Source organism: Bacteroides sp. 519 (assembly GCF_010500955.1).
GTDB lineage: Bacteria > Bacteroidota > Bacteroidia > Bacteroidales > Bacteroidaceae > Bacteroides.
Map to the genome: position 1 here is coordinate 1 of NZ_QVMJ01000036.1, position 24865 is coordinate 24865.

At 38.0% G+C, this 24865-nt stretch carries 19 protein-coding genes; 7 read left to right on the plus strand and 12 right to left on the minus strand.

The window, feature by feature from the left end; genetic code table 11:
• Positions 1-56 precede the first annotated feature (56 nt).
• The 3 genes from D0T85_RS19950 to D0T85_RS19960 all read right to left on the minus strand — a co-directional run bounded on the left by D0T85_RS19950 (position 57) and on the right by D0T85_RS19960 (position 3849).
• The gene (locus D0T85_RS19950; RefSeq protein ID WP_163215275.1) at positions 57-680 is read right to left on the minus strand and encodes a hypothetical protein; all 624 of its coding nucleotides are present in this window, start codon (positions 678-680) and stop codon (positions 57-59) included.
• Positions 681-803: 123 nt separating this feature from the next.
• On the minus strand, positions 804-3110 hold the full coding sequence (locus tag D0T85_RS19955; RefSeq protein WP_239060777.1) for a carboxypeptidase-like regulatory domain-containing protein: 2307 nt from the start codon (positions 3108-3110) through the stop codon (positions 804-806).
• Positions 3111-3207: 97 nt separating this feature from the next.
• Positions 3208-3849: a TetR family transcriptional regulator gene (locus D0T85_RS19960; RefSeq protein WP_163215276.1), complete on the minus strand. Its 642-nt coding sequence runs from the start codon at positions 3847-3849 to the stop codon at positions 3208-3210.
• A gap of 232 nt (positions 3850-4081) precedes the next feature.
• Between D0T85_RS19960 and D0T85_RS19965 the strand changes: the two genes are divergently transcribed.
• Positions 4082-4567 carry a VOC family protein gene (locus tag D0T85_RS19965; protein WP_163215277.1) on the plus strand — a complete coding sequence of 162 codons (486 nt, stop codon included), beginning with the start codon at positions 4082-4084 and terminating at the stop codon, positions 4565-4567.
• Positions 4568-5177: 610 nt separating this feature from the next.
• Here the strand turns inward: D0T85_RS19965 and D0T85_RS19970 are convergent.
• The 6 genes from D0T85_RS19970 to D0T85_RS19995 form a co-directional block, all read right to left on the minus strand.
• The gene (locus D0T85_RS19970; RefSeq protein WP_203558531.1) at positions 5178-5357 is read right to left on the minus strand and encodes a hypothetical protein; all 180 of its coding nucleotides are present in this window, start codon (positions 5355-5357) and stop codon (positions 5178-5180) included.
• A gap of 56 nt (positions 5358-5413) precedes the next feature.
• On the minus strand, positions 5414-7393 hold the full coding sequence (locus D0T85_RS19975; protein WP_163215278.1) for a ParB/RepB/Spo0J family partition protein: 1980 nt from the start codon (positions 7391-7393) through the stop codon (positions 5414-5416).
• A gap of 939 nt (positions 7394-8332) precedes the next feature.
• A complete protein-coding gene (locus tag D0T85_RS19980) occupies positions 8333-8707 on the minus strand; it encodes a single-stranded DNA-binding protein (RefSeq protein ID WP_163215279.1) in 375 nt (124 codons plus the stop codon).
• A 637-nt stretch (positions 8708-9344) separates the two neighbouring features.
• Positions 9345-10502, minus strand: coding sequence for a hypothetical protein (locus D0T85_RS19985; RefSeq protein WP_163215280.1), 1158 nt, complete (start codon positions 10500-10502; stop codon positions 9345-9347).
• 256 nt (positions 10503-10758) lie between these two features.
• Entirely contained in the window at positions 10759-13332 is a 2574-nt protein-coding gene (locus tag D0T85_RS19990; protein WP_163215281.1) for a toll/interleukin-1 receptor domain-containing protein, read from the minus strand.
• Between the two features lie 843 nt (positions 13333-14175).
• Positions 14176-14889, minus strand: coding sequence for a hypothetical protein (locus D0T85_RS19995; RefSeq protein ID WP_163215282.1), 714 nt, complete (start codon positions 14887-14889; stop codon positions 14176-14178).
• Between the two features lie 730 nt (positions 14890-15619).
• Between D0T85_RS19995 and D0T85_RS20000 the strand changes: the two genes are divergently transcribed.
• On the plus strand, positions 15620-16135 hold the full coding sequence (locus tag D0T85_RS20000) for a cupin domain-containing protein (RefSeq protein ID WP_163215283.1): 516 nt from the start codon (positions 15620-15622) through the stop codon (positions 16133-16135).
• A 128-nt stretch (positions 16136-16263) separates the two neighbouring features.
• On the plus strand, positions 16264-17034 hold the full coding sequence (locus tag D0T85_RS20005; RefSeq protein WP_163215284.1) for a metallophosphoesterase: 771 nt from the start codon (positions 16264-16266) through the stop codon (positions 17032-17034).
• Positions 17035-17260: 226 nt separating this feature from the next.
• Here D0T85_RS20005 and D0T85_RS20010 read toward each other — a convergent pair whose 3' ends face one another.
• Positions 17261-17860 (minus strand): sugar O-acetyltransferase, encoded by a 600-nt coding sequence (locus D0T85_RS20010; protein WP_163215285.1) that lies wholly within the window; start codon positions 17858-17860, stop codon positions 17261-17263.
• 121 nt (positions 17861-17981) lie between these two features.
• Here D0T85_RS20010 and D0T85_RS20015 point away from each other — a divergent pair, with 121 nt between their 5' ends.
• The 3 genes from D0T85_RS20015 to D0T85_RS20025 all read left to right on the plus strand — a co-directional run bounded on the left by D0T85_RS20015 (position 17982) and on the right by D0T85_RS20025 (position 20809).
• The gene (locus D0T85_RS20015) at positions 17982-20090 is read left to right on the plus strand and encodes a prolyl oligopeptidase family protein (RefSeq protein ID WP_163215286.1); all 2109 of its coding nucleotides are present in this window, start codon (positions 17982-17984) and stop codon (positions 20088-20090) included.
• A gap of 166 nt (positions 20091-20256) precedes the next feature.
• Positions 20257-20622, plus strand: a complete 366-nt coding sequence (locus D0T85_RS20020) for a helix-turn-helix domain-containing protein (RefSeq protein WP_163215287.1) — start codon at positions 20257-20259, stop codon at positions 20620-20622.
• 19 nt (positions 20623-20641) lie between these two features.
• Complete coding sequence (locus D0T85_RS20025) at positions 20642-20809, plus strand: HipA N-terminal domain-containing protein (RefSeq protein WP_203558532.1); 168 nt, start codon at positions 20642-20644, stop codon at positions 20807-20809.
• A gap of 68 nt (positions 20810-20877) precedes the next feature.
• Here D0T85_RS20025 and ruvA read toward each other — a convergent pair whose 3' ends face one another.
• Together ruvA and D0T85_RS20035 are read right to left on the minus strand one after the other, a co-directional pair.
• Positions 20878-21471: a Holliday junction branch migration protein RuvA gene (ruvA, locus tag D0T85_RS20030; RefSeq protein ID WP_163215288.1), complete on the minus strand. Its 594-nt coding sequence runs from the start codon at positions 21469-21471 to the stop codon at positions 20878-20880.
• A gap of 17 nt (positions 21472-21488) precedes the next feature.
• Positions 21489-22079, minus strand: a complete 591-nt coding sequence (locus tag D0T85_RS20035) for a Uma2 family endonuclease (RefSeq protein WP_163215289.1) — start codon at positions 22077-22079, stop codon at positions 21489-21491.
• Between the two features lie 163 nt (positions 22080-22242).
• On the opposite strand from D0T85_RS20035, the gene D0T85_RS20040 reads away from it, so the two are divergent.
• Complete coding sequence (locus D0T85_RS20040; protein WP_203558533.1) at positions 22243-24450, plus strand: beta-N-acetylglucosaminidase; 2208 nt, start codon at positions 22243-22245, stop codon at positions 24448-24450.
• The last annotated feature ends 415 nt before the right edge of the window (positions 24451-24865 follow it).

Below are 24865 nucleotides of genomic sequence, written 5' to 3' on the forward strand. Positions count from 1 at the left end.
ATTCAAGAAAATAAAAATCTGTAGGACACAGCCGCCACCAGAATGACCCTCAGATGTCAGTGATGCAGGAAATATGATGGTGATGAGTGAAAGTTGGGCGAGGAAGTTTCAGTGATCATTTTCAACGGTTCTTCCTTATCCAGATCAATAATCAATACATCCACTGCCGGACGTGCCGGGTTCGGGATATAACCACCTTCGATCTGTAACAAAGCTACAAACAGGAGGTTGTCCCGGATAATCAGACTGGTAGGATCAGGATTTTGGTCGCCAATACCGTAGTTTGTCAGGTCGATAGACTTTAGCGAAGTCATTTTCTCGTGATCTATCACCAGAATCTGTCCCGTACCGCGCAATGCGATATACCCTTTCGAACCTCTGATAGCGATATCCATCGGCATCGAGTTCTCAGGGGTAACCATACTGCCTTTTTCCACCAATAGTTCGTTCTCGAAAGCATACTTCTTAATCGTGTTCGATTCGCTGGAAGCACCCGTCAGGTCGAAAACATATTTACCCTCGACAATCGGCGGGATGCTGTAAGAGGTTGGGATAGCGTTGCGGTTGTCGTAAGCAGCTTCGTCAACATTCCCGATCATTTGCATATAGGCGCTTCCCGTCATACCGTCGGGGCTGGGTATGGTTGTACAGATTAATACATCTCCGCCTTGCGGTGTCACCTCCTTGTTGTTGTCACTTTCACAAGCGCTTGCTGCACAGAGTGCAAAGCCAAACGCAAACAGTTTGATTGTTTGGTTCATTCTTTTAATGATTTAAATTGATTAAAAATTATTTTATAAACTTTATCCTGTTCTCTTCCAGATATAGCGTATTTTGAAAGCATAGTTTCTGCCGGGCAGGGGCCGGTTAAATTCCGACAGCACTTTTGCGTTTGTCAGATTGTTCAGTTGAAAGCCAAATACAATAGCTCCATCCATTATTGTATGTTCCAGGCCGGCGTTGAATACGAAACTGCGTGGGATTTTAGGCTCAGCGTAATTACTTTTCTTGAAGTTATAATAGTAAGCTTCAACAAAGTGTCCATCAAACAGCAAGCGGCTATAACTCTTCTTGCCCAATAGGTTCGCTTTATGTAATTCGAAACCACTGTTAGCCATCAGGTAAGGGATGTTAGGCATACGGTCGCCTTTTGTAAAGTTGGGTGTGGTACCATGTTCATACTTGCGGATATCCCGCAAATCCTGATAGGTAGCATTCGCGAAAAGATACAACCAGGAGGTGGCATCCCATTTCACATCCACCTCGGTGCCAATAGAACGCATTTCACCGAAATTCTGATATTGATATTGTAACATACCTCCGGTAAAACGTATCATATCGGTCAGTTTCATCAGGAACAGGTTCAGTTCGATCTGAAAGCGTTTGTTCCGACCTATCTTATCGTACATAAAGCTCAGGTTTACACTTTTATTCTTCTCGGGAAGCAGGTCGGTAGCGGGAGCTGTTAAAAATCCATCGCCCAACAGTTCCTGCTCGTTGGGTAGGCGTACATCATAAGCGAATGAAGCCTTGGCAAGAATGAATGGTGAGAACCTATACCGGATGGCATTACTGATGCCGAAATTATATTTCCGGGCATGTAGCTTCTCCCGGTCGGGCGAGCTGATGCGTTTCAGCTTAGAGGTATTCATGGAATAGAAATAACATTTCAGGGCAAGCATATTAGCCAGTTTCTGGTGAGGGGAGTTGTACTCATGGCTCAGGCCGCCCACCCAACTGTGCATATCGCTCTTGAAATGTGTCTGATAACCCAGAACAGCGTCCCGGAGGCTATCCGAGGGCATTCCTTTCACGTAATTATATTGCGAATTGAAGTTGATGGCATGCGACTGGTTGATTATATAATTAAGGTTGGTGCGTTGAATGAAGTTATGCGATTTATTTTGTGTTGCATTGGCATCATTACCTATTTCGCCGCCCAGTTTACTGACAGGGATGTAAGGAGTCATATCCCACTGATAGCGGTAGGAAGAGGTGTCGGTAAATTGAAAGATGGAGTAGGAATAGAGGTTATTTATCTCCAGATCCAGCCCTTCCGTCAGGAAATTCTTCTTTTCTATTTTATTGGAAACTGAAAAAACATCTACGTCCTGCCGGGCATGTTGGATGTTATGCTCGATACCCTGGATTTCTTTCCCTGTTGATGTATAGGCGGCTTCCAGTTCAAATTCATCGAACCACCATTTTGTACTGGCAAAACTGAGTCCGCCGAATTTCTTTTCGTAGGCGTCGTGGTCGCGCCGGACAAATGTGTTCTGTTGAAGCGGAAGTTCCATCTTGTAATTGTTATCGGAATAGGTATATCCACCTCCCGCTCCGATTAAATAGCCTTTATCCGACAGGTTGCGTTTGAGGCCGATACTGGCAATATGGGTATTGTAAGAGGCTTGATTATATTTGATTTCGCAATAGTAGGGAGGGTATTCTTTGAGAACAATATTGATAGCGCCGCCAATGGCGGAACCTCCGAATTTGGCGGGTACAATTCCTTTGTAAACTTCAATCCGCTCGATTACATCTACGGGAATAGCATTCAGTCCGTTGTATTCACTATTGTCCGAGAGGGGTAATCCGTCTATGAATATTCCGATTCGTTTCCCCTCGAGTCCACGCACCGATATACGGGAGGTGCTTCCCACGCCACCGGAATTGCGCAGCGTGATGCCGGCTGTTTTAGACAAAACATCACTTATACTGTTGACCGCCCCGCTGATTTTTTCGATTTGCAGCACATGAACGGGCATCGCTTGTTCCCGAATCTGACGGGCTTTGGATTTCCCAACCACTAGAACATCATCGAGTGAAACGGACGATTCTTTCAGGGAAACATTCATCCAGACGGGACGGTCTGTTATTTTCACCTTTTTTTCCTGCGTTTCATATCCCATAAAGGAGAAATGCAACTGATAGGTGCCCTGTGGCATTGACAGGGAATAAAATCCTTTTTCATCGGTAGTCGTACCGATATCAAGCTGCTTACAGTAAACACTGGCACCGGGGAGAATCTCTTTATCGGCACCCCTTAGAGTTCCCTCTACAGCCATCTGGGCAAATCCCGGCAGGGTAGAGAGCACAAACAAAGCGCTCATTATAAGACTCCTTTTTTTTGAACACTGTACGGTTGTGTTCAAAAAAAAGAGGGTTGCAACCTTGCAACCCTCTTTTCTGCTCTTTTCTTGTATTCTTTTATACAACATTAGCCAATTCTTTTTTAAATGTATTTTTATATAATAGACCTTTCCAACCTGAGGTGTTAAAAACGACGAAGTCTTGCATGAAGTTTTTGATCTGGGCTTCATTTAAATCCTGTGAAACGATTTCGCCAATAATGGTAAAGGTGTGTGCACTCATGGTTCGGATAAATTGTTCCGACATTTGTATGTTCAGTTCGGGATATTGGGCCGACAGCTTGCGTATATATGCCACATTGCTTTGGGTGGCGCTGTCGATATAGGTTTTGTCGATGTGCTCAAGAGCCGATCCGTGTGCGTTAAACAACAAAAGGTTAAATTCCTGCTTGTATTGCAAGGTGAGTTCCATTAAGACCTTGACGGATTGCTGTTGCCATTGTTCATCAATATAGGCATCGGGCGAAACGGGAATGGCATCTATATCGTCCCATGCACCGTACATTTTGTCTAAACGAGCTTTCAGGGGCTTTACTACTTCAAGAAACAATGCGTCTTTACTTTCATAATAATAATAGATATTGCTGAATGCGATTTCGGCCAACCGGGCGATATGTCGCATAGAGGTTCCTTTAAACCCTTTTTCATAAAATTCTCTTCTGGCAATCTCCAACAAGTCTTTCTCAATATCCTTTTTCACAATCTGCTGTGTTTTGAACAGTGTTAAAAATGCAAAAGTAGTATGATTATTGATATAATCCTATACCTAGAAAAGGGGATTTTTTAAAAGAAAGATTCGACTTTATAAGAGATATATTCTTTTATTCGGGTTTGATGCATCAAACCATTATTTTTTATTCATACCATCCGATACCTGAATAATTTGTATCTTTGCTTTACAAATATGAAAATAGAATAATCAATTTGAAGGTATGAAATTAAAAAATTGCATTCCTGTTTTGTTTGTAAAAGATGCTAAAGTAGCACGTGATTTTTACGTAAACACATTAGGATTCAAAGTAATTATGGAGTTTGGAGGATTGAATTATGCATTCAACAACGGTTTTGCTGTCTGGCAGATTATGGATGGCAATGTAATACCTGAGACCTTGGGAAAAGAAAACATTACAAATCCTAATTTGGCAAGCCGCTTTGAACTCTGTTTCGAGACAGATGATATAGGAGGCGTCCATAAGAAATTGAAAGAAAACGGTACAAAATTCCTGCACGAGCTACATACCGAAGTATATGGTCAGCGCACCATTCGTTTTTATGATCCGGATGGGCATTTAATAGAAATAGGCGAAGCCATGCCCATTTTCCTTCAAAGGATTTATGAGGAAGAGAACCGCGATCTGGAGGCAACGGCTAAACGGACATATACTTCTGTGGAAATGCTGAGAGGGATATTAAAGTAGGCATTCTTCGTGTTGTATTCTTCCTTATATTGGGTTTCTATAGTTGCTGTCTTTTCGGGTAGGTGTTGCATGGCAAAAGTTAACATCATACCGCCTTTTACGTCCGAAACGGTATTCGTCCTCTCGGTTAGGTGGCTATACAGATAATGGTGAATATCGCTATGGCTTTATAGAAAAGGAGGATGAATTATCGGAGTATATAAATGGTGAGATGAGAAATCACTTGAAAGGATTTGTTATAATGGGGGAAAGATAAGGCTTGGGTGGGTAAAAAAATGAAGTCTGCTGGCGCAAACAGGAAAAGCAACTTATTCTGTCATCGACGGACTGGGTTGCTTCGATTTATCGAAGTTCCGGTGTTATGATGTAAGGAATGTGTTGCTGTTTGCCTTTTCTGAATATGGCTGACCAAAGGGAAGTGGTGTTCAGAAACAGACATTCCTATCAGTATTGGGAGGGAAAGCCTATATAAAAGGAAGATAAGAGGGTATAAAAGGAAGAGCCAGGCATTAAGTCATCATAAAGAGAGGCCCTTGCCCTGCCTCACGACAGAACAAGGAAAAAGGTTAAATATCTTTATATATGATTTAAGTAGCTGGTTGGCTTTATCTCATACCTCGCCGAATTTATCTATTTCACACTCAATTATTGCTACCTCGGCATTGTGGGCATATAGTCCGTTTTCTTTGGCATGGTCAATCGCCTTTGCTTCTGTGGAGAACACGCCGAAAAATACACGACTTGCCCTTGTTTGGTGTACGTCTGTCTGAAATAAAATATATACTGTCATAATGATTCGTTAATTATGGAGCGGGATTTCTCCCGCCCCTTGTTAATACTTCCGGTTTATACTGCTACAGCCTCCGGTTTAGGTTGCGTTGTAGGTGCTCCAACAATCAGCGCTTTATCCGCTTGTGGGGTAGATTTCGTTTCTTTCTTTTCGGTTCGGGTCGTTTGGAACTGTTCCTTTTCTTTTAATTTGGCTATTTCCGATTTCGGAGCGGTAGCATTCGTTCCTTTTTTAGCGATCTTTTCGACTGTTTCAGAGGCGTTTGTTGCTTTGGTCTGCTCTGTCTTTTTTGCTTTGTTTTCTGCTTTTGCTTTCTTTTCAGCCTTTTTCAATCCTGCAATACGTTCATCCAACCGGGCATTCTTCGTGTCGTATTCTTCCTTATATTGGGTTTCTATAGTTGCTGTCTTTTCGGGTAGGTGTTGCATGGCAAAAGCTAACATCATACCGCCTTTTACGTCCGAAATGGTATTTGTCCGCTCGGTTAGGTGGCTATACAGATAATCACGGCGTATAACAGTTTTTTGTTCTTCGGTAAGGTTAGCTACGATTATGAGTTTCTTCTCGTCCGTCAATCCGTAATAGTCGTTTTCTTTTAGATTTATGGTGCTATAATGCGATCTACGCAATTTGTCGAGCATAAAGAAATACATTGCCTGTTCCTCTACGGGAGTAAAATCCGACTTTGGTAACTCGTCTGTGCGTAATAGTTCCTTTATATCTCCTGCGGTCTTTTCCTTTGCGATTTCACTATTGCGTATTTTTTTGGCTTTAAGGTCGGTTATTATCTGTTCGTTCGTTTTGACATCTTTGTTATTTACCTCTTTGTAATAGAGGGTTATGCCTTTATTGTCTATATCAGCATAAACACGTATTTTGCCCTGTGCTTTGAGGCTGTCGAGTTCTTGGGTCTTATTATCAAAATAAGTTTGTTCCCTTTCGTAACGCTTCTGTGCCTTTTCCAAATCTTCGGGTTTCTCGTATTTGGCGGCTTCGGGTGCTGCTGGTTTGGTTGGGTATTTGTTCAGATTATAGATATGAACGTTTTTGAACTCATATCCCGCTTCTTTGATCTTCTTTGTAGCATCGTTCTCTCTGCCGTACTGGTCGCCGATAAATATAAGTTTGGGGTCTGCCAGGGCTATCTCTTGGGCTTTACCCACGATGTAAAGCGTATTTTTGGCTTCCAGACATTCTTTATTGGTGCATTTACCACAAGTTCCACAAGTGTTTTCGGTAAAGAGGTCGAAATTTTTAGAGTTGAAATTACATTTCAGGCACTCGGTCTTGTCAAAATCGTAATCGTTAAGGTTGGAGGTGTAGTAACTCTTTATACGGCTGTCTAAGTTGGTGGCTGAAATATGATGCCATTCGCCTGCGCCGTGTTCATCGAAACGGTCTTTTAACACGGCTTCCTGTGTTTTCTTATCGTACTTGCTTATGACTATCCCTGCCGATGCGGTCAGTTTGCCCGTCTTTACAAGGTTGGCAATGCCTTTGATTAGGTCGCAAAGTTTCAGCATTTGATAAATGTGCTTTTTGCTCTTTCCGTATGTCACGGCGAGGCTTACAATATCGTATCGTTTGGTATCTATCAGGCGTTTGTAAGCTTCTGCCGCTTCCATTGGCGGCACATCTTCCCTTTGCAGGTTTTCGATAATCGAAAGGTCATACGCCTGTTCATCGGTTGCCTGACAGACCATGCAGGGTATTTCTTTCATGTTCAGCATGCAGCACGCACGGAAACGGCGTTCCCCGCAGATGATTTCGTAATGTTCACGGTTTTCACTTTTCTTGCGCACTGTTATGGGCTGTATAAGTCCATGCACGGAAATACTCTGCATCAGTTCATTCATGGCATCGGGGGCGAATGTTTTACGGGCGTTGTAATTGCTTGGCTCTATCAAATTTGCCGGGAGGTTTATGGCTTTCTTTGTGTCGTTACCGGAGTTATTTTCTACTGCTGCGGTTGTTACTGCATTTACTTTCTTTGTTGCTACTGCTACGGCTGTACCGTTGTTCTTAATTGCTGTCATAATTGTAAGTATTAAAGTGATTAAAAATATTGTTTAGCGATTATTCGGGTGGGTTTCCCTGCCCTTTGATTATTAATTACTGATTATTGCCTATTTCTGAAATGTTGATAAATATTCTCATTTTAGTAATTTTTGGAAGATTAAACTTTATTATTTTTCCCCTACTATCAGGTGTTTTCCGACCTGCGAGGAATTGTTTTTCTGCTTTTTAAGGGAGCAGAATGCAAATAGTCAAGGTTGATGTGTGAAATACGCTCGAACTTGTGAGAGGAAGATTTTGCACAATCACTCGCGGCTATCAGCCGGCTTTGACAAGGTTGGATTCGGTGCGTTACCTTTGCTGAAAAATGATTCACAAGCAGATCGGATAGGTGAATATCGCTATGGCTTTATAGAAAAGGAGGATGAGAATTATCGGAGTATATAAATGGTGAGATGAGAAATCACTTGAAAGGATTTGTTATAATGGGGGAAAGATAAGGCTTGGGCGGGTAAAAAAATGAAGTCTGCCGGGGCAAACAGGAAAAGCAACTTATTCTGTCATCGATGGACTGGGTTGCTTCGATTTATCGAAGTTCCGGTACTATGATGTAAGGAATGTGTTGTTGTTTGCCTTTTCTGAATATGGCTGACCAAAGGGAAGTGGTGTTCAGAAACAGACATTCCTATCAATATTGGGAGGGAAAGCCTATATAAAAGGAAAATACGAGAGTAAAAATAAAGAAAGTTTGGGGCATTAAAATTCTATTTGCTTTCCAAAAGAAAAATATGCTTGTTGGTGTCTTACGGCCACAAAATTAAATTTTGCGGTTATAAATGGAAAGAATCCGACAATAGATAAAAAAGAATTGCCATAGCGGTTATAAAAGGGAGGAGAAGAATGCTATGAGCAAAAGAAAAGCGGCTCCAAAGCCGCTTTTGCTTGAGAGAAACCAAGAATTATTTCTTGGCTTTCTTCGATGTAGATTTCTGCTCTGCAGGAGCTTCATCTTTCTCCGGAGTGGCAAAAAACTCGGTGGCAACCATTACCATGCGATTATGCTTACCTTTGTCATCACTCCATTCTTCAGGTTTGAAGTAGCCGCGAACGGTTATCATCTGTCCCTTTTTCAATAGTTCAAAGGATGCGCTGTCGTTTTTGCGCCAAACCTCCACAGCCATGAAAGCTGATACTCTTTTGGTTTCTTTACCAACGGTTTCTGTTCTACCGACTGCCAGGGAGAATTTTGCGACACTTGCGGAAGTGAATTGACGGATTTCAGCATCCTTACCAATGAAACCTGTAACTGCGAATGAATTTTCAATCTTTTTCATAACAATAATTTTTAGAAGTTATACAATCAATTTTTATAATGCACCAAGATATTGCAGTCATAGGGCAGCACCAAGGATAGCGGTTCAATACTCTTTTTATTCCGGGCATCAGAAAAAAAAAAGGAAGATTGTGTCGATACGCCATTGGTCAGAATGAAATGTCCCGTAACCGCCATAGCGGTGCTGCATTATAGCTTTGCATGAAAAAAATGATGTGACTTCGCTAAAAATGCAGTGATGAAGCAAGGTTGAAATATTGCAGTGGGGTGGCTAAGGGAGTGCTATCCACTCATATCGGCAAGTAAAGAATCTGCTTGTGGTTGAACGAAAGCCTATTCCAAAGAAGCCTGCCATCAGCCGGATGCGGTGGTTGCAGGAACCTATCTAATGACGCATCTGTCTATTGATGGACAGATGATATTGTATATGGTCATAATGGAGGCAGGACCGTGATATAAAGTACGTCTTGTAATGGTCTTGACACTTATTGCCTCCCAGGAACAGTTGTTGCTAGGGAAATCCATTCAGGAATGGTTTTCCAGGTATCTATAAAGTGGCATGGTCGCCTTTTGCAAATGAGAACAAGTATAAGTGGAGAACCCGAAGGGTAGACAGAAGGTATAAGAAATTTACCATGTTATATGTCTTTTAGAATTTTCTTACGTTGCTCAATAATACAATCAATTATCTTTTCTTTCGGCTGATAACACAACTCACTAAATTCATGAGATAAAGAAGTATTATCTATCATCATATTATCTAAGAATGCATACTCTGACAATTTCAAAAATAAACTAATCTTCTTCTCATTCCATTTTTTTATTTTATTGAGATAACTTGCCATTTCAGTATAATCGTTTTTTTCGACAGCTTTAATATAGTCTTGGATAAAATTGTAAGATGTCCCAAATAGTTCCAAGATTTTTTTTTCAATTCTTCTAAAAAAAATGTTTCTCAAATCTTCAATCAAATAATCTGTGGCTTTTATGAAATCCGATTCCTTATTAATTTCGAGTTCAAATTCTCCATCATTAATTGTTTCTAACTGATAAAATTCTGTCAAAAAAGTTGTATGCTTTGTCGATTTTATATATTTATCCCAATTTCTAATGGTATCAGTAAAAGAAAAATTTATATATTTCTCCAACTTTTTTTGAAGTGTGTATATATAACTAAAGTATACATTGATTGAGGTGGGAACATATCCAAATAGTTCTTCAAATTCATTAACGTAGCCAATATGCATGAATTCAAATGAAAGATCTGCGACATCAATAAATATCCGATATATATGTGATTTTTCAAAAGGAATTATATTATTAAACTGAAATATTGTGTCTTTAACATTGTGTTCAATAATACAATTTGTCGTTTGCATTTTGAGTTTAGCCAATTCATTATGCAGTATAAATCGAATGAGAATTTCGGCAAATATGGATTGATTTCGAAGAAAAAGAACATATCTTCTGAAGGCAATGTCATCATCTTCAATTTGCATTTCCTGTTTATGTGCTTTTAATTGATTACGTAAAGTCCTGAGTGTATATTTGTAATCTGGAATATCTCTTTCTAATTCCGATATATTTTTGTATTTTCCCGATCTCAACAATTTATAAAGATATGCGGATTGTTTATCGACCAGATACTTTCTTATTGTTGTACCGGTATAGGCTTTGAAATCTTTATCAATTTTTGCTTTAGAAAAGGGACATTGTGAATAAATATCCTGATTACAGAGTTCTATTTTCGTATAATTTCTATCAATAAAATCAACTATTTTTTTAATATGTTCCATACGGCTGTTCTTTAAAAGTTGAAATACAACCGCAAAAATAGACTATGATGAGAAAACAGTAGGGAAAAAAATAATATTATTAAGGGAAAAAAACGATATTGATAATTCATCTTTTGTTTCCGGACTTAATGCTCGTTTTCTCACAAGAAATGATACAATAAATAATAGTGGAGCTAAGATGGTTGTTGTTTTTGTGTGGCACAAAAAAGAAAATCTTTATTCCCTAGACAAAGGCTTGCTTATGTGTATGTTATGTTTATGCCCATCTTTTCTGATTGATTCTTTCCAAAATTTTATCAATAATCAACTTGCAACCATTTTGGGATAGTATTTCCCATGATGGGGAATTCACGTTCTTTATATACTCCCAAATATCAGAAAACTCATTTATGATAAGATTTATATCTTGTTTGACCTCTAAAATAGGACCATCATTACCTGGTGATTTGTCAATAGTTTCATGTTTTTCTAGTTCATCAATCCAATATTGTCTGTATTGCGCAAACACTGTCACTTCTCGATTATCCAAATCAACTATCGGGAATAGGCGTTCATCCATCATTCCTTTTTTAGATATTAACGCAAGTTCTCGCATACACTGAATAGACTTCAGATACTCATCGTTGATTATAGTGATAATCATGTCAGCACTGCCAAGATGATTTTCGAATTCACGAATGTTTTCTCGATAAGGACAGTTCTTTTTATCGATAGCATATTTAACTTTTGCTTTATCTAATGCACCACACAATTGTTCCGCAATCAGTTCGCTACTACGCCAATTATATGATATATATACAGGTGTAAAGACGCTGTTCTTTGTCCCATCAGCATCTCTTTTTTGATGTTGCCTTTCGTAATCATCAAATAATTTAGCATACCATACAAAGTCATGCTTCATCGCTTCGTTAACATTGTCGAAATCATAGTTGTCACCAAGATCTTTTCGTTCATGCAAAAGACCAAATACAAGAATCTGGTAATTGATACAATAGTCTTTAAACTGGTGTTTGTACATATAATAGACTTCGTTATCAAAAATACATAAATGGTCTATAAACTTTTTGGTGGATTCTGTTTTGACCTCCAATAGAGAAAGAATAGAGAAAGACATACATAATATGTGATAACCTTCTATGGAATCAATAGCGTTAGGAATAAGGTGCATATCTTTGAGTGATCGAAATTTCCAAGTCGACACTTTTTTTAAATATGTTGAAAGTTTAGTTTCTGGTATTTCATCTGTAATAATATCTTTGCAAATAGTATAAGTCTCATTGAAGAATATGCCATAAAGCTTTCCGTAATCAGGATTGGATTCCAACATTCTATCACGTGACGGATTCAGAAAATCAGCGACCTCATGCCCTTCATAAAATATGAGCAGGAACTTATAAAGCAAGCAGTTTACTCTATAGTTCCAATGCTTCTTGGAGAGATAGTAATCTATATTCGTATTATCATGATGCTCCAAGAGTACTTGGATAGTATCATCTTCTTTGTCTGTATTACCTTTTTCATCCACTTCTATATTCGCATTTTTTGATTCTATCTCATCTAATAGCTTTCGAGCGTGTTTGAACGACATCACAAATTTCTCATCAACATAGTCTGTAATAATAAAATGCCAATTCAAATAAATGCCGCATTCCTCTTGTACATCCATCAACTTGATACCATAGGTTAATGCAAGAGCAGCAAGTCTTCTCGAAAATGTGATCATCAAATCCCACCAATGACCAAGATAGGTACACATATCGTGGCTTTCCTCTTCAGTAAACTCACCGGTCAAACCATGTTGAGCGAACCAATAGAATCTGTTTTGGACAAACTCCCAATATTCTATATCTTTTTGATATCTCTTAATGCTTTTATCAATAGCCTTAATTTGTCTTTGAGGATGGATGAGTTCTCCTGTCTTTTCATCTTTGGTATCTTCAGGTATCTTCTGATAATCTACTCTCAACTTTTTATCTTCTTCTATTGCTTTTTTACGTTCATTAATCCTTGTATTAGGATAGAATGCATCGGCAAAATTTTTGAATGGTTGTAGAAGAGATATAATATACCTAATTCTGTCTTCTTGAGTTTGACAAGTCTTTAAATTCTCGTTAATTTCATCCATCATTCCTCCATTGGAATATAAGAGTACTTTTTCGTCAAAATCCTCATATTCTTCCTGAATATATGCCGGAGCCTCGACTTCATGCCATATCTTCCACCTACCGCTGAGTTGTGACTTCTTGTTTTTTTCTCTTTCCCAGTTATTACTCATATATGGTAAATCATATTCTGTCCTGAACCAATCCACGCATTCATAAGCACCGCCACTAATATCATAAGCAGAGAAAAATGTATCTTCAATTATTCTGTTGCTTGAATGTTGGGGTGGGTAGAGTGTCTTACGTTTGAATCGTATAAACTGGAGGTAGTTCTTTGTTATATTTCTGATTTTTTTAACATCCTCTTCTGTCAGAAATTCAAAGATAGCTTCTGATGAATGAATGGCTTTCTTTTCTGTTGGAATGTGGTAGCGCAAAGCAAATTCCTTCTTCAAATCTCTATTCCAAGCATCATCGTCATTCTCATGCTCCTTCTCGTATTGGGACATCTTCAGAGAGTAATAGCTTTCAAATAAAACTTTGATAGCAAATTTGTCTCTATGATGAAGCCAATAACCCACTATTCCAGTTGCAATGATGGGACAATTCAATTCTTCTTCCTGGGAAATATAGCGTTTCGTGATAATATCGCCTTCGATAACATAATCTATAAAACGATAGCAGTCATCACCGATGATATCAATAATTTCGCCTGTTTTCCGGTTCATCCATTTGTCAGTTATGTATGAATTGTGAGAACCATATGATATTTTATCTAATAAAGATTTTGTCATAAAAAAATGTAATGCTTTAAAGGGGAAACTTGAGATACTTCTTCCTCATCCACTATCTAATCAAATATATATCGCAAATTTACTAAAATAATTGTCAGACACTCTTGTTCTATTTATAAACTTGCTGTAACATACCATAAAAGCTATAATAAATTGCAGGATAATTCAACTCTACCGGCTCATCATCATTTATTCCTGTTGATTCTTTATCATATTCGCACATATATGGTGGATGGAGATTGAGGTAGAAATCACAAAAGCTTGACCTTGCAAGAATGAAGAATTGAAACTTCTACCTTTGCAACTAAAATTACAAACAAGGGCGCAAGAGATGAACCAAAATAAGTAAGTGCAAAACAGGGAAGACTATCCGCTTGCCAAAAAAGAAAGGCGTATAAAAGGTAAAGGACAAGTTTACTTCGGTACTTGTATAATATATGCAAGAGGAAACTAAACTGATTTTTCCCAATTTCATTGAATCGTCATCACAGTAAGTTTAATCTGATCCTTGTATAATATATGCAAGAAGAGACTAAACTTCTTTAGACAAAAAGGATAGTGAAAGGAATGGATCAGGACAGAGGAGGGTAAAGTAAATGAAATCAGCTTCGGATATGTTTTTTCTTTTGGAAAGCAAAAAACATAGAATAAATAGAATTGTTATTTGACCTTTATTGGTTTATATAAGATTTATATGTAGTGTTATTATGTTTATTTTAGGGTCTGAGAGAAAATGTATGTGTGATGATATTGAAAATATAATAATGTGGAGATGTCTTATTTGCATAAATTTTCATCTATTTCTATCATATGTCTACCGTTTGTCGTTCGCAAATTTTTGGCAACTGTACTGATGGTAGAGTCCTTAAACCATTCACGGAATGTAGTTATTATGAATTCAGCAGTAATGATACCTTTTATATTATATTGATTTGCAATATTCCAAGCAAAGTTTTTTAGTGATATTTGGGTTACATTTGGTTTTTGTTGGATGTGGGTGTCGATAGATTTTAGAACAGCCTTATGCTTAATAAAATATTCAACGCTCTCACAAATCATAAAAATCTCTTCCTGGTTGAATTCTAATTTATTGAATGTAGTTCTGGTATATTCAAGGATTTTTTCGAATTTTTCTTCATCGGCTTTATTCTTTTGTGATGTGAATTGTTGGTATTCCTTCTCAAATAGGTCGTGGAATAATTTATATCGGTGCTGTAGACTACATTCGCTATCTGTCGGCGTTTGGATGTTAAGAAGGTTTTGTGAATCAACTAATATATTCTGTGATATTCTATTCATGAGGAATTCGCTGATTTTATGGCAACTTGCATACAAAAGGTTGCCAATGGTAAAGCATGTTGGTACTAAAATCAGACACCAAGGTGTATTGATATTTAATCTATAACAAATCTCAAATGAAAAAAGGGTGGAAATTAAAATAATTATTCCGGTAATAATAGTTTTATAAGTATGGTTTATTGCTTTGTTCATCTTCGAAATTAGTTTTATTTATTTCAAAGTTATAGATAGCATCATAAACAAAAAAAGAAATGGATAAAAATGACATGTGCTTTAAGAAGTATTATATATTATCATTTTCAGATTTTGATTTTGTGATAACAAATAGAATAATATAGCAAAATATGAAACAAGTGGAATATTGTATGATAGGATTGATGTCTTTATGCAAGGTTATAAATACTCACTCTTATAATTGGAATAATATACAATGAAGATAAAGTCTGATGGGGAATAAGTGACTGATTTCGATTCATAGGGATATGCGGGTAGATAGAGTCTCGGATGAAGATTGCTGAAAAGAAATAGTTAAAGTATTTATTGGTTTAAAGACATTTTGAGCAGTGTTTAAAATAGCATATCTTTGTATTCATACTTTTAAAAAGATAAAATATAGCAAAATCTATCAATAGCTTTTGTGGGTTATGGAAAAATGTGAGTTATTGATATAATTGTCTCTAATTTGTACCTTTCGATTGTTAAATTCCTGTTAATCAGGCGGTGTTAGATTTGAGGAAGTGAAGTAATAGACGATTAGCAATAATCAATAAACAATAGAAAATCCCTGTAAGCAAATGGTTTACGGGGATTTTTGTTTTTAGGAATTTGTGAATGGCTATTGTTTTAGATTGTTTTTTATCATACATTTGACTTTTGTCTGCTCTAACAAGCGATTCAATTGAACGAAATAAAAACTAAAATCATGGCAACAGTTATTAAATCAGGAGAAAGAGAATTCCAAGAAAATCCGGGGCGCATAGATTACTTCCGTTTATTGACCGATGCCTCACGTTTAAACAAAGGAGTTAATCCTGATAATTTAAATTTTGATATCCGGCAATTAAATCCGGGAGAATATTGTTCTGCTTATCATTTTCATCGGTATGCAGAAGAATTATTCATGATTATTTCCGGAACAGCTACACTGCGGACTCCACAAGGATTAGGAATGGTTAATGCCGGAGATTTGGTTTTCTTTGAAAAAGGAGAATCTGGTGCGCACCAACTATATAACCACACAGAAACACCTTGTGTTTATTTAGATATAAGAACTTTTATAGGCTATGATGTTTGCGAATATCCGGATTCAAATAAGATATATCTTATCCCCTCTGGTGAGATTTTTAATAAGGATAGTGAAATGGAGTACTTTGATGGGGAGAGAAACATAAAAGAGAGATGGGATGATTTAAAGAATAAAGAGAGAATACGGGAATAGGTAGCCGGTTGTTAGAGGATATAAAGAAATTATTGTTGGAACAGCCGATTGCGGATAAAAGCAAATACGTTTTTACGAAAAGAATGGATTTGTTAAATACGACAGGATAAATGTACGGTTGAATAAAAATGCTTAATATACGGTTTGAAAATATAGATGCCTTGCTTTTTTGTGGCGATATCCACGGAGAGTTTGAAACGATTGTCTATAAACTAAATCAATATGACAATGCCGTTCTGATTGTCTGTGGGGATATTGGCATGGGGTTTTACAAGAACGAATACTATTTGACTTTATTCCGCAAACTTAATCTTCGGTTATCAAAAAAGAATAATCACTTAGTAATGTTTCGAGGGAATCATGATGACCCGGATTATTTCAATGGCAGTTTCAAAAAACATAAATACATTCACTTGTTAGAGGATTACAGTATTGTACAGGTTGGGGCTACAAATATTTTGTGCATAGGTGGTGCAACTTCGATTGACCGTACATATAGGATAGAAAGAGAACTACAAACAGGAAAGAAAACCTATTGGGGTGACGCTGAATTGCCTTATTTTGATGCAGAGAAGCTGAACGAAATTAATTATGTGTACCCTAATGATATTGACATTGTAGCAACACATACCGTTCCTTCTTTTACTTACCCAACCACCAAAAAAGGAATTGATACTTGGTTGGAAGTGGATGACGGGTTAGAACAAGTCATTGATCGGGAGCGAGCAACGATGGATCTTATATTTGCAAAGTTGCAAGAGCGACAAAAAAACATAATAGATTGGTATTATGGGCATTTTCATGAACATAAATTAGAGCGACATTACGATATCAATTTCAGATTGTGTGATTGCGGAGAAATAAATGAATTTCGAGAGAGAAGAATGGACTATGAGTAGTCTCGTTCACCATCTTTGCGCATTCATAGACAATGAACAGCGGATAAAAATGAACAAGAACAACTAAAAACGATAATGTAACCGATGTTTTGCACACCCAACATCAGTATCTCATTTGTACCATAAAAACATAACTGCCTGTGTAACGACAAAAGCCTGAAAGAGAAAAAAAGAATGAGAAACATGAGAAAAAGATGCTATCAGTTCTCCAACATTCCTCCCACTATTATGGAACTGCGGGAGGTATTTCTCTAACTATTTTGCACGGATTTCCATACGCCAGACAATTCGCCGGAATTGACTTTGTAACCAGACTACCCGCACCAATTGTAGTATTATCTCCAATACTCATTCCCGGCAGAATGGTACTATTTCCTCCAATCCATACATTACTGCCGATGGTAACCGGAGCCGTGTATGACTTCCAGAAACTAAATGAACCATCCTCACTCATAGTCAACCGTTCCGAGGGCATTACCGGATGCGTAACCGCATATATTTGTGTATTGGGACCGATGCCCGAGTTATCGCCTATGGTAATTTTGTTGCAGTCAAGGAATACACAGTTCATGTTAATTTCCACATTGTTGCCCAGATGAATATTTTCACCATAATCTACATAGAAGGGAGCGGTTATCCAAACATTCTCGCCACGTGAGCCCAGAAGTTCGTCGAGGATACTGTCCAGTAAAGCACGATTCGAGGTATCGGCAGCATAATACTCTTTCATCAACTTTTTGGCCAGATGCCAGCGTGTGATGAGTTCCTTATCGCCTGCGTCGTATAATTCGCCAGCCAACATCTTTTCTTTTTCTGTTTTTTTCATAAGAATAATCGATTAGTAGTTTTACAAATTTAAAAATAAAAATGGACGTTCTTAAACTATCCGAACTTTATTTTAGAGAGAATTGCTACCTTTGTTGTAGTTTCACTAAAAGATAATACTGATGAAAAAATTAATTCTTTTGACTGCAACAATCATGACAGTATCCTGTGCACAACAGCAGCGTCTTACTTATCCCGCTGCTGAAAAAGACGATGTAACCGACGATTATTTTGGTACCACAGTGGCCGATCCTTACCGTTGGCTCGAAAATGATACTTCGGCAGCCACTGCTGCCTGGGTGGAGGCCGAAAACAAAGTAACTTTTGGCTATTTGGAAACAATACCTTTCCGCGGGAAGCTTTTGGACAGACTTACCGATCTCACCAATTACGAAAAATATGGTACTCCTTTCAAGAAACACGGAAAATATTATTTCTATAAGAACGATGGTTTGCAAAACCAGAGTGTACTTTATGTACAAGACTCATTAAATGATGAACCTCGTGTTTTTCTTGATCCCAATAAGCTTTCGGAAGATGGTACTGTAGCCCTTTCGGGATTGTCTTTCTCCAATAACGGCAAATATGTAGCCTATACCATATCGCGCAGTGGGTCCGACTGGCGCGAAATCTTTGTTATGGATGTTAACACCGGTAAACTGCTCGACGATCATATTTTTTGGGCTAAATTCTCGGGAGCAAGTTGGCGGGGCGATGGCTTTTATTACAGTGCCTATGATTCTCCGGTTGCCGGTAAAGAATTATCTAATGTGAACGAAAATCATAAAATCTATTATCACGCTATCGGTACTGATCAATGTTTCGATGAGTTGGTTTTCCAAAATCCCAAACAGCCAAAACGCTTCTATAGTGCATCCTGCTCGGAAGATGAGAAAGTATTGTTTATCTACGAATCGGGTGGCAACCGTGGAAACGCGCTTTACATCAAAGACCCCGCAAAACCAAACTCTCCGGTTATAGCTTTGGCCACCAATGATGAGTATCAATATTACCCCATAGAAGTTATGGGCGATGATGTTTACTTCTACACCAATTATCAGGCTCCCAAGGGCAAGGTAATGAAAGCAAACCTCAACAAACCTCAATTGGAACATTGGACAGACTTGGTTCCTGAGAATGAATCGGTACTTTCATCGCCTGCTATTATTGGTGGAAAAATGTTCCTTACTTACGATCAGGATGCATCTAACCATGCTTATGTGTACGACCTGAATGGCAAACGTTTACAGGAAATCAATCTGCCAACCCTTGGCTCGGTAGGTTTCAGTGGCAATAAAGATGATAATGAATGCTTTATGTACTTCTCATCATTTACCTATCCACCTTCCATCTTTACTTACGATATGGATGCAAACGAATACAAACTCTTCCGCACTCCTAAAGTAAAATTCACTCCCGAAGATTATGTAACTGAGCAGATTTTCTATCCCAGCAAAGATGGTACAAAGGTGCCAATGTTCCTTACTTATCACAAGGATTTGACGAAAGACGGTAACAATCCTGTTTACCTTTATGGTTATGGTGGTTTCAATATCAGTCTGAACCCAGGTTTCAGCACCAGTCGCATTCCATTCCTCGAGAATGGTGGTATCTATGTACAAGTTAACCTCCGCGGTGGTGGCGAGTATGGCGAAGAGTGGCACGTAGCCGGTACCAAAATGCAAAAGCAAAACGTATTCGACGATTTTATTGGTGCAGCCGAATACCTGATTGCCAACAAGTACACCAACAGCAATAAAATTGCTATCGTTGGCGGCTCTAATGGTGGTTTGTTAGTAGGTGCCTGTATGATTCAACGTCCTGATTTGTTTCAGGTAGCTATTCCACAGGTGGGTGTAATGGATATGTTACGTTACCACAAGTTTACTATCGGTTGGAACTGGGCTAGCGACTATGGCACCAGCGAAGACAGTAAAGAGATGTTTGAATACCTTTATGCATACTCACCACTGCACAACCTGAAACCGGGAATCAAATATCCTGCCACACTTGTTACCACTGCCGATCATGATGATCGTGTTGTTCCGGCACACTCGTTCAAGTTTGCTGCCCGTTTGCAGGAATGCAATGATGGTACCAATCCAACACTAATCCGTATTGATACCAAGGCAGGGCATGGAGCCGGCAAACCGATAGCTAAGGTATTAGAGGAACAGGCGGATATCTATTCGTTTGTGATGTATAATTTGGGGATGAAACCTAAGTTCTGATTTTAGAACACAAAGTCAACAAAAGACAAGAACTCTCGTAACTCTCGTAATCAGTAGATTGCGAGAGTTTTTAATAAATATTCAATATCGTACATTAATGACATAAAATACATCATTATTGCATTGACGAGTTTAATGTCGTATATTTGCTTCATAAATAAATGAAATGAAGACTATGACTGAAAAAGGAGACATTGTGTTTAGTTATACAAACAGTGATGAAAACATCCTTGTGAATCTGGGAAAGCAGCTTAAACAGATGAGGCTAAATAAAAATTATACCCAGAAGCAGTTAAGCGAGTTGTCTGGTCTTTCGCGAAGTGCAATCAGTGACTTTGAAAATAAAGGAAGTGGTTCTATGAAGAGTTTTGTACAGTTATTGAGAGCTTTAGAAAAGCTTGAATTACTTAATCATTTTATTTCAGAGGCATTGGTTAGTCCTATACAGGTTGCCAAGTTGAAAGGGAAAATGCGCAAACGCGCCTCAGGAACAATCAATCTAAAAAACAATAAAGAAGAATCAGAATGGTAGAGTTTGCTAATGTAAAACTATGGGGAAAATTAGTTGGAGTTGTGCTATGCCACTTCAGGAACAATATGTTTATTCTTTCCCAGAATTAAACCCTCAAACATTTAAAGGCTTGCCCGGAATGCTTGCTGATTCTTTGCCCGATAACTTTGGTAATGGGAATAATAATTTGAAGCATTCTAAAGAGTAAGTTAACTTAGTTACATATAAAAACTTAACTTACTCTTTAGTTCAAGAAAATTAACTCAAAACTACCCATCACAGTCTTTTCAGCGCCAACTTAATAACATTCTCTACTGTCATTTCAGGGAATTCTTTCAAAATACCAACCACTACCTTTTGCGATGGAGCCGGAGCAAATCCCAACATATTAAGTGCAGCAACTGCTTCTTCCTGAATGGCATTATGTTGTGCAGGTATCATACCTAAGCCAATATCTGCCGATGCAGAACCTGTTTTTATTTTATCTTTCAGTTCAACAATAACACGTTGAGCTGTTTTCAGGCCAATACCTTTTACTGTTTTCAACATATTCACATTTTCACTGCTAATTACGTTGCAGAGTTCAGATGGCGACATGGCCGATAATATCATTCGGGCTGTATTGCCACCAATACCTGATACACTGATCAACAGCAGGAATAGTTCGCGTTCCTGTTTATCAACAAAGCCAAAAAGGATGTGAGCATCTTCGCGAATAGCTTCGTGGATATAAAGTTTGCAACTACTTTTGCCTTGAATGGCAGAATAGGTATTTAATGAGATATTAATTCCATAACCAACCCCATTACAGTCAACAACTGCCATGGCAGGAGTGAGCTCGGCAAGATTGCCTTTGATATATTCAATCATTATCTTGTATTTTGTTATTACGCATCAAAAACATCCTTTAACCCCAATACTAATCCAGGCAATGTTTTAACAGGAATACCTACTTCCTCTCCCTTATAGCTGGTTCCATTATCGTATTTACCATTATCCTGAAGAATAAAGGCACTGATGTCTTTCTCTCTGGGGTCAACTATCCAATATTCTTTTACTCCGGCGGCTTCGTATAGATTAAATTTATCGTTGAAGTCGTATTTGCGGGTAGATGGCGAAAGAATTTCGACCACCATATCAGGAGCGCCCAAGCAACCACGTTCTTCTAATTTAGATTCGTCGCACACAATACAAATATCAGGTTGTACAACAGTGTATATTTTATCGTCGGCAGTATCTCCGTCTTTCGGCAGGCGAACATCAAAGGGAGCCGAGAAAGCTTGACACCTTCCTTTGTGCTTTTCAATATAAACAGTAAATCGTACTAAAATTCTACGTGATATCTGTGCATGCCATAATGTTGGTGCAGGCGACATTAAATGAACGAAACCATTAAATAGTTCCCGCCTTTTACCGTCCAGCCAATTCAGGTAGTCGGCATACGTGTAGCGTTTATTGGGGTCTAATACAATATCCATGGTTTTGTTTTTTTTGAGTTACCAAAAACAAATATAGGATATTCTATCAAGAATTACAAGATGCCGCATATCAAATTAGACAATTCAAGACATACAATAGACAAAAGAAGAATAATTTTATCTCACACATTATTTATTTTTGTGGTTTATAAACAGAATGATCATGAAAAAAACAATCTCTTTATTTATTCTTTTGGGTTGCCTCTTTCAAACAGCACTGTCGCAGAAAGTGGTATTAAACCCAACACCACAGTCAATAACATTTGTATCGGAGAAAGTAATATCGCTTTCCGGAAGTTATCAACTAATACATGATGCCTTGTGCGACCGGATATCCATAGATTATTTGTCCGATCTTTTAAAAGTGAATACAAACGTTGCCGGCACATTTAAAATAACATTGGGCATTCAAGGCGATAAGGTTATAAAAAACCGGTATAGCAAAAAAATCCCTCAAAGAAGCGAAGGGTATTATTTGTCGGTTTCGGAAAAAGAAATTGTTTTGGCCGGGTTCGACAACCGCGGATTATTTTATGCCATTGTAACATTATCTCAGTTACTTAAAGACAATGCATTACCCGAAGTTGAAATAGCTGACTACCCCGATGTACGTTACCGGGGTGTAGTTGAAGGATTTTATGGCACCCCTTGGAGCTTTGACGACCGTTTAAGGCAAATCGCTTTTTATGGAGAAAACAAACTGAATACATATATTTATGGTCCTAAAGACGATCCCTACCACAGCTCGCCAAACTGGCGGAAGCCTTACCCACAGGAAGAGGGTTTACGAATAAAAGCACTTGTGCAGGCTTCAATTGCAAATAAAGTAAACTTTACATGGGCCATTCATCCCGGCAAAGACATACAGTGGACAAATGAGGACCGTGATGCACTTCTTCAAAAGTTCGAAAGCATGTATCTGCTGGGAGTAAGATCGTTTGCGGTTTTCTTCGACGATATATCCGGTATAGGTACCAATGCAGAAAAGCAAGCAGAACTGTTAAACTATATAGACGATAATTTTATTCAAACAAAAAATGATGTAACACCACTCATTATGTGCCCTACCGAATACAATAAAAGTTGGTCGAACATAGAAAAAGGCTATTTACCTACATTGGGCACAAAACTGAATCGTACCGTTGAAATTATGTGGACGGGCGACAGAGTGATTGCTACTATCTCCAAAGAAAGTCTTCAGTGGATTAATCAGCATATTAAACGCCCGGCATATATATGGTGGAACTTTCCAGTGTCTGATTATGTGCGTAATCATCTACTAATGGGCAAAGTGTATGGAAACGAAAAAGATATAAACGAACAGCTTGTTGGTTTTGTTACCAACCCAATGGAAAGAGCCGAAGCTTCTAAAATAGCTATATACAGTGTAGCTGATTATGCTTGGAACCTTCAGCACTTTGATAGCGACGAATCTTGGAAGAACGCAATTGAAACCCTAATGCCGGTATCGTACAAATACTTACAGGTATTTTGCCAACACAACTCGGACCTGGGGCCTAATGGACATAAATTCAGACGAGCTGAGTCGGAAGCCATTCAACCTGTTGTTGATAGCTTTTTGAAAGATTTGGTACAAAACAAAGTGAACAGTACAGAGCAGCAGGAACTTTATCAGGAATTTAACCGGATAAAACAAACTGCCGACTTTTTATTGGCCAGCAACGATAATGATATACTGATTAATGAAATTAAACCGTGGATTTATCAGTTTAAAAACCTGGGTGAAACAGGCTTGGAATTATTTGCACTGATTGATGCTTACCACACCAACAATACATCTTGTTTTATAAACACGTATAATTATATAAAAACATTGAGAAAGATTAATCACATTATTGATTCGTCTTTTAATCAAAACCCATATCAGTCAGGTGTAAAAACGGGCACTCTTGTACTACAACCCTTTATAGAACAAACGTTTGAATACCTGGTAGAGAGTTTTAATAAAAAGAATCAAAACCTAAGTCCACTAAATAGTAAACTGAATTACATACCATTTACTTTCAACAGTAACATTGCACAGATTAAAGGAGTGCCTTTACAAATAAAAGGAAAATCAATGACCATACCAACTGTGTTGGAGGTAGTAAAATGGGAGAGTCAGGGCTTTATCACTTTTAATCTTGACCGCTTATACAACCTTGCCGAACTTGTTATTTTGATTGAAGGCGAAGACTCTTTAAACTGGATACAGGCAGAAACATCAGCCAACAATATTGATTGGAAAAAAATAGATGTAAAACCTGGCAAACAGCAACTGAATGGCGTAAATGCCAAGTACATCCGAATAAAGAATGTAGCCGAAGAAAAGAATGTGAAACTGAAAAAGATTTCACTAGTGGTAGAGTAGCAGGGCTGTTAAGTTCTATCAATTGCCGTCTGCTTTAGCTGACGGTTGTTAGAAAGATTTCTTTCTTGGCTTTAGCCAAAGTTGATTTAATTTGGCTAAAGCCCAATTGTTATACCTTTCAGACCGTCAGCTAAAAGCAGACGGCAATTGATAATTAACTTAGAACTTAACTGCCCCAACCAATTAACTTCCCCAACCCCACAAATTAACTCCTGCATCCGCAGTAAATAACTATTTTTTCTGCACATTTAAACTAGGCTGTTTATAAACAACCAATTAGCTTTCTATAAAGAGCTGATTGGCTTTTTATAAAGAGCCAATCGGTTGTTTATAAACAGCCCAGTTTTGTTATGCACATTTAGAAGTTAGTTTATGCACATTTAGAAGTTAATTTTGCCGCTATTAGAAGTTAATT

Excerpts from the sequence above, each read along its gene's own strand:
- D0T85_RS19995 (WP_163215282.1), bottom strand. The coding sequence starts at position 14,889 with ATGAACAAAGCAATAAACCATACTTATAAAACTATTATTACCGGAATA.
- D0T85_RS20000 (WP_163215283.1), top strand. The coding sequence starts at position 15,620 with ATGGCAACAGTTATTAAATCAGGAGAAAGAGAATTCCAAGAAAATCCG.
- D0T85_RS20020 (WP_163215287.1), top strand. The coding sequence starts at position 20,257 with ATGAAGACTATGACTGAAAAAGGAGACATTGTGTTTAGTTATACAAAC.
- D0T85_RS19970 (WP_203558531.1), bottom strand. The coding sequence starts at position 5,357 with ATGACAGTATATATTTTATTTCAGACAGACGTACACCAAACAAGGGCA.
- D0T85_RS19955 (WP_239060777.1), bottom strand. The coding sequence starts at position 3,110 with ATGAGCGCTTTGTTTGTGCTCTCTACCCTGCCGGGATTTGCCCAGATG.
- ruvA (WP_163215288.1), bottom strand. The coding sequence starts at position 21,471 with ATGATTGAATATATCAAAGGCAATCTTGCCGAGCTCACTCCTGCCATG.
- D0T85_RS20010 (WP_163215285.1), bottom strand. The coding sequence starts at position 17,860 with ATGAAAAAAACAGAAAAAGAAAAGATGTTGGCTGGCGAATTATACGAC.
- D0T85_RS19975 (WP_163215278.1), bottom strand. The coding sequence starts at position 7,393 with ATGACAGCAATTAAGAACAACGGTACAGCCGTAGCAGTAGCAACAAAG.
- D0T85_RS20025 (WP_203558532.1), top strand. The coding sequence starts at position 20,642 with ATGGGGAAAATTAGTTGGAGTTGTGCTATGCCACTTCAGGAACAATAT.
- D0T85_RS19965 (WP_163215277.1), top strand. The coding sequence starts at position 4,082 with ATGAAATTAAAAAATTGCATTCCTGTTTTGTTTGTAAAAGATGCTAAA.
- D0T85_RS20035 (WP_163215289.1), bottom strand. The coding sequence starts at position 22,079 with ATGGATATTGTATTAGACCCCAATAAACGCTACACGTATGCCGACTAC.
- D0T85_RS19980 (WP_163215279.1), bottom strand. The coding sequence starts at position 8,707 with ATGAAAAAGATTGAAAATTCATTCGCAGTTACAGGTTTCATTGGTAAG.
- D0T85_RS19990 (WP_163215281.1), bottom strand. The coding sequence starts at position 13,332 with ATGAACCGGAAAACAGGCGAAATTATTGATATCATCGGTGATGACTGC.
- D0T85_RS20040 (WP_203558533.1), top strand. The coding sequence starts at position 22,243 with ATGAAAAAAACAATCTCTTTATTTATTCTTTTGGGTTGCCTCTTTCAA.
- D0T85_RS19985 (WP_163215280.1), bottom strand. The coding sequence starts at position 10,502 with ATGGAACATATTAAAAAAATAGTTGATTTTATTGATAGAAATTATACG.
- D0T85_RS20005 (WP_163215284.1), top strand. The coding sequence starts at position 16,264 with ATGCTTAATATACGGTTTGAAAATATAGATGCCTTGCTTTTTTGTGGC.
- D0T85_RS20015 (WP_163215286.1), top strand. The coding sequence starts at position 17,982 with ATGAAAAAATTAATTCTTTTGACTGCAACAATCATGACAGTATCCTGT.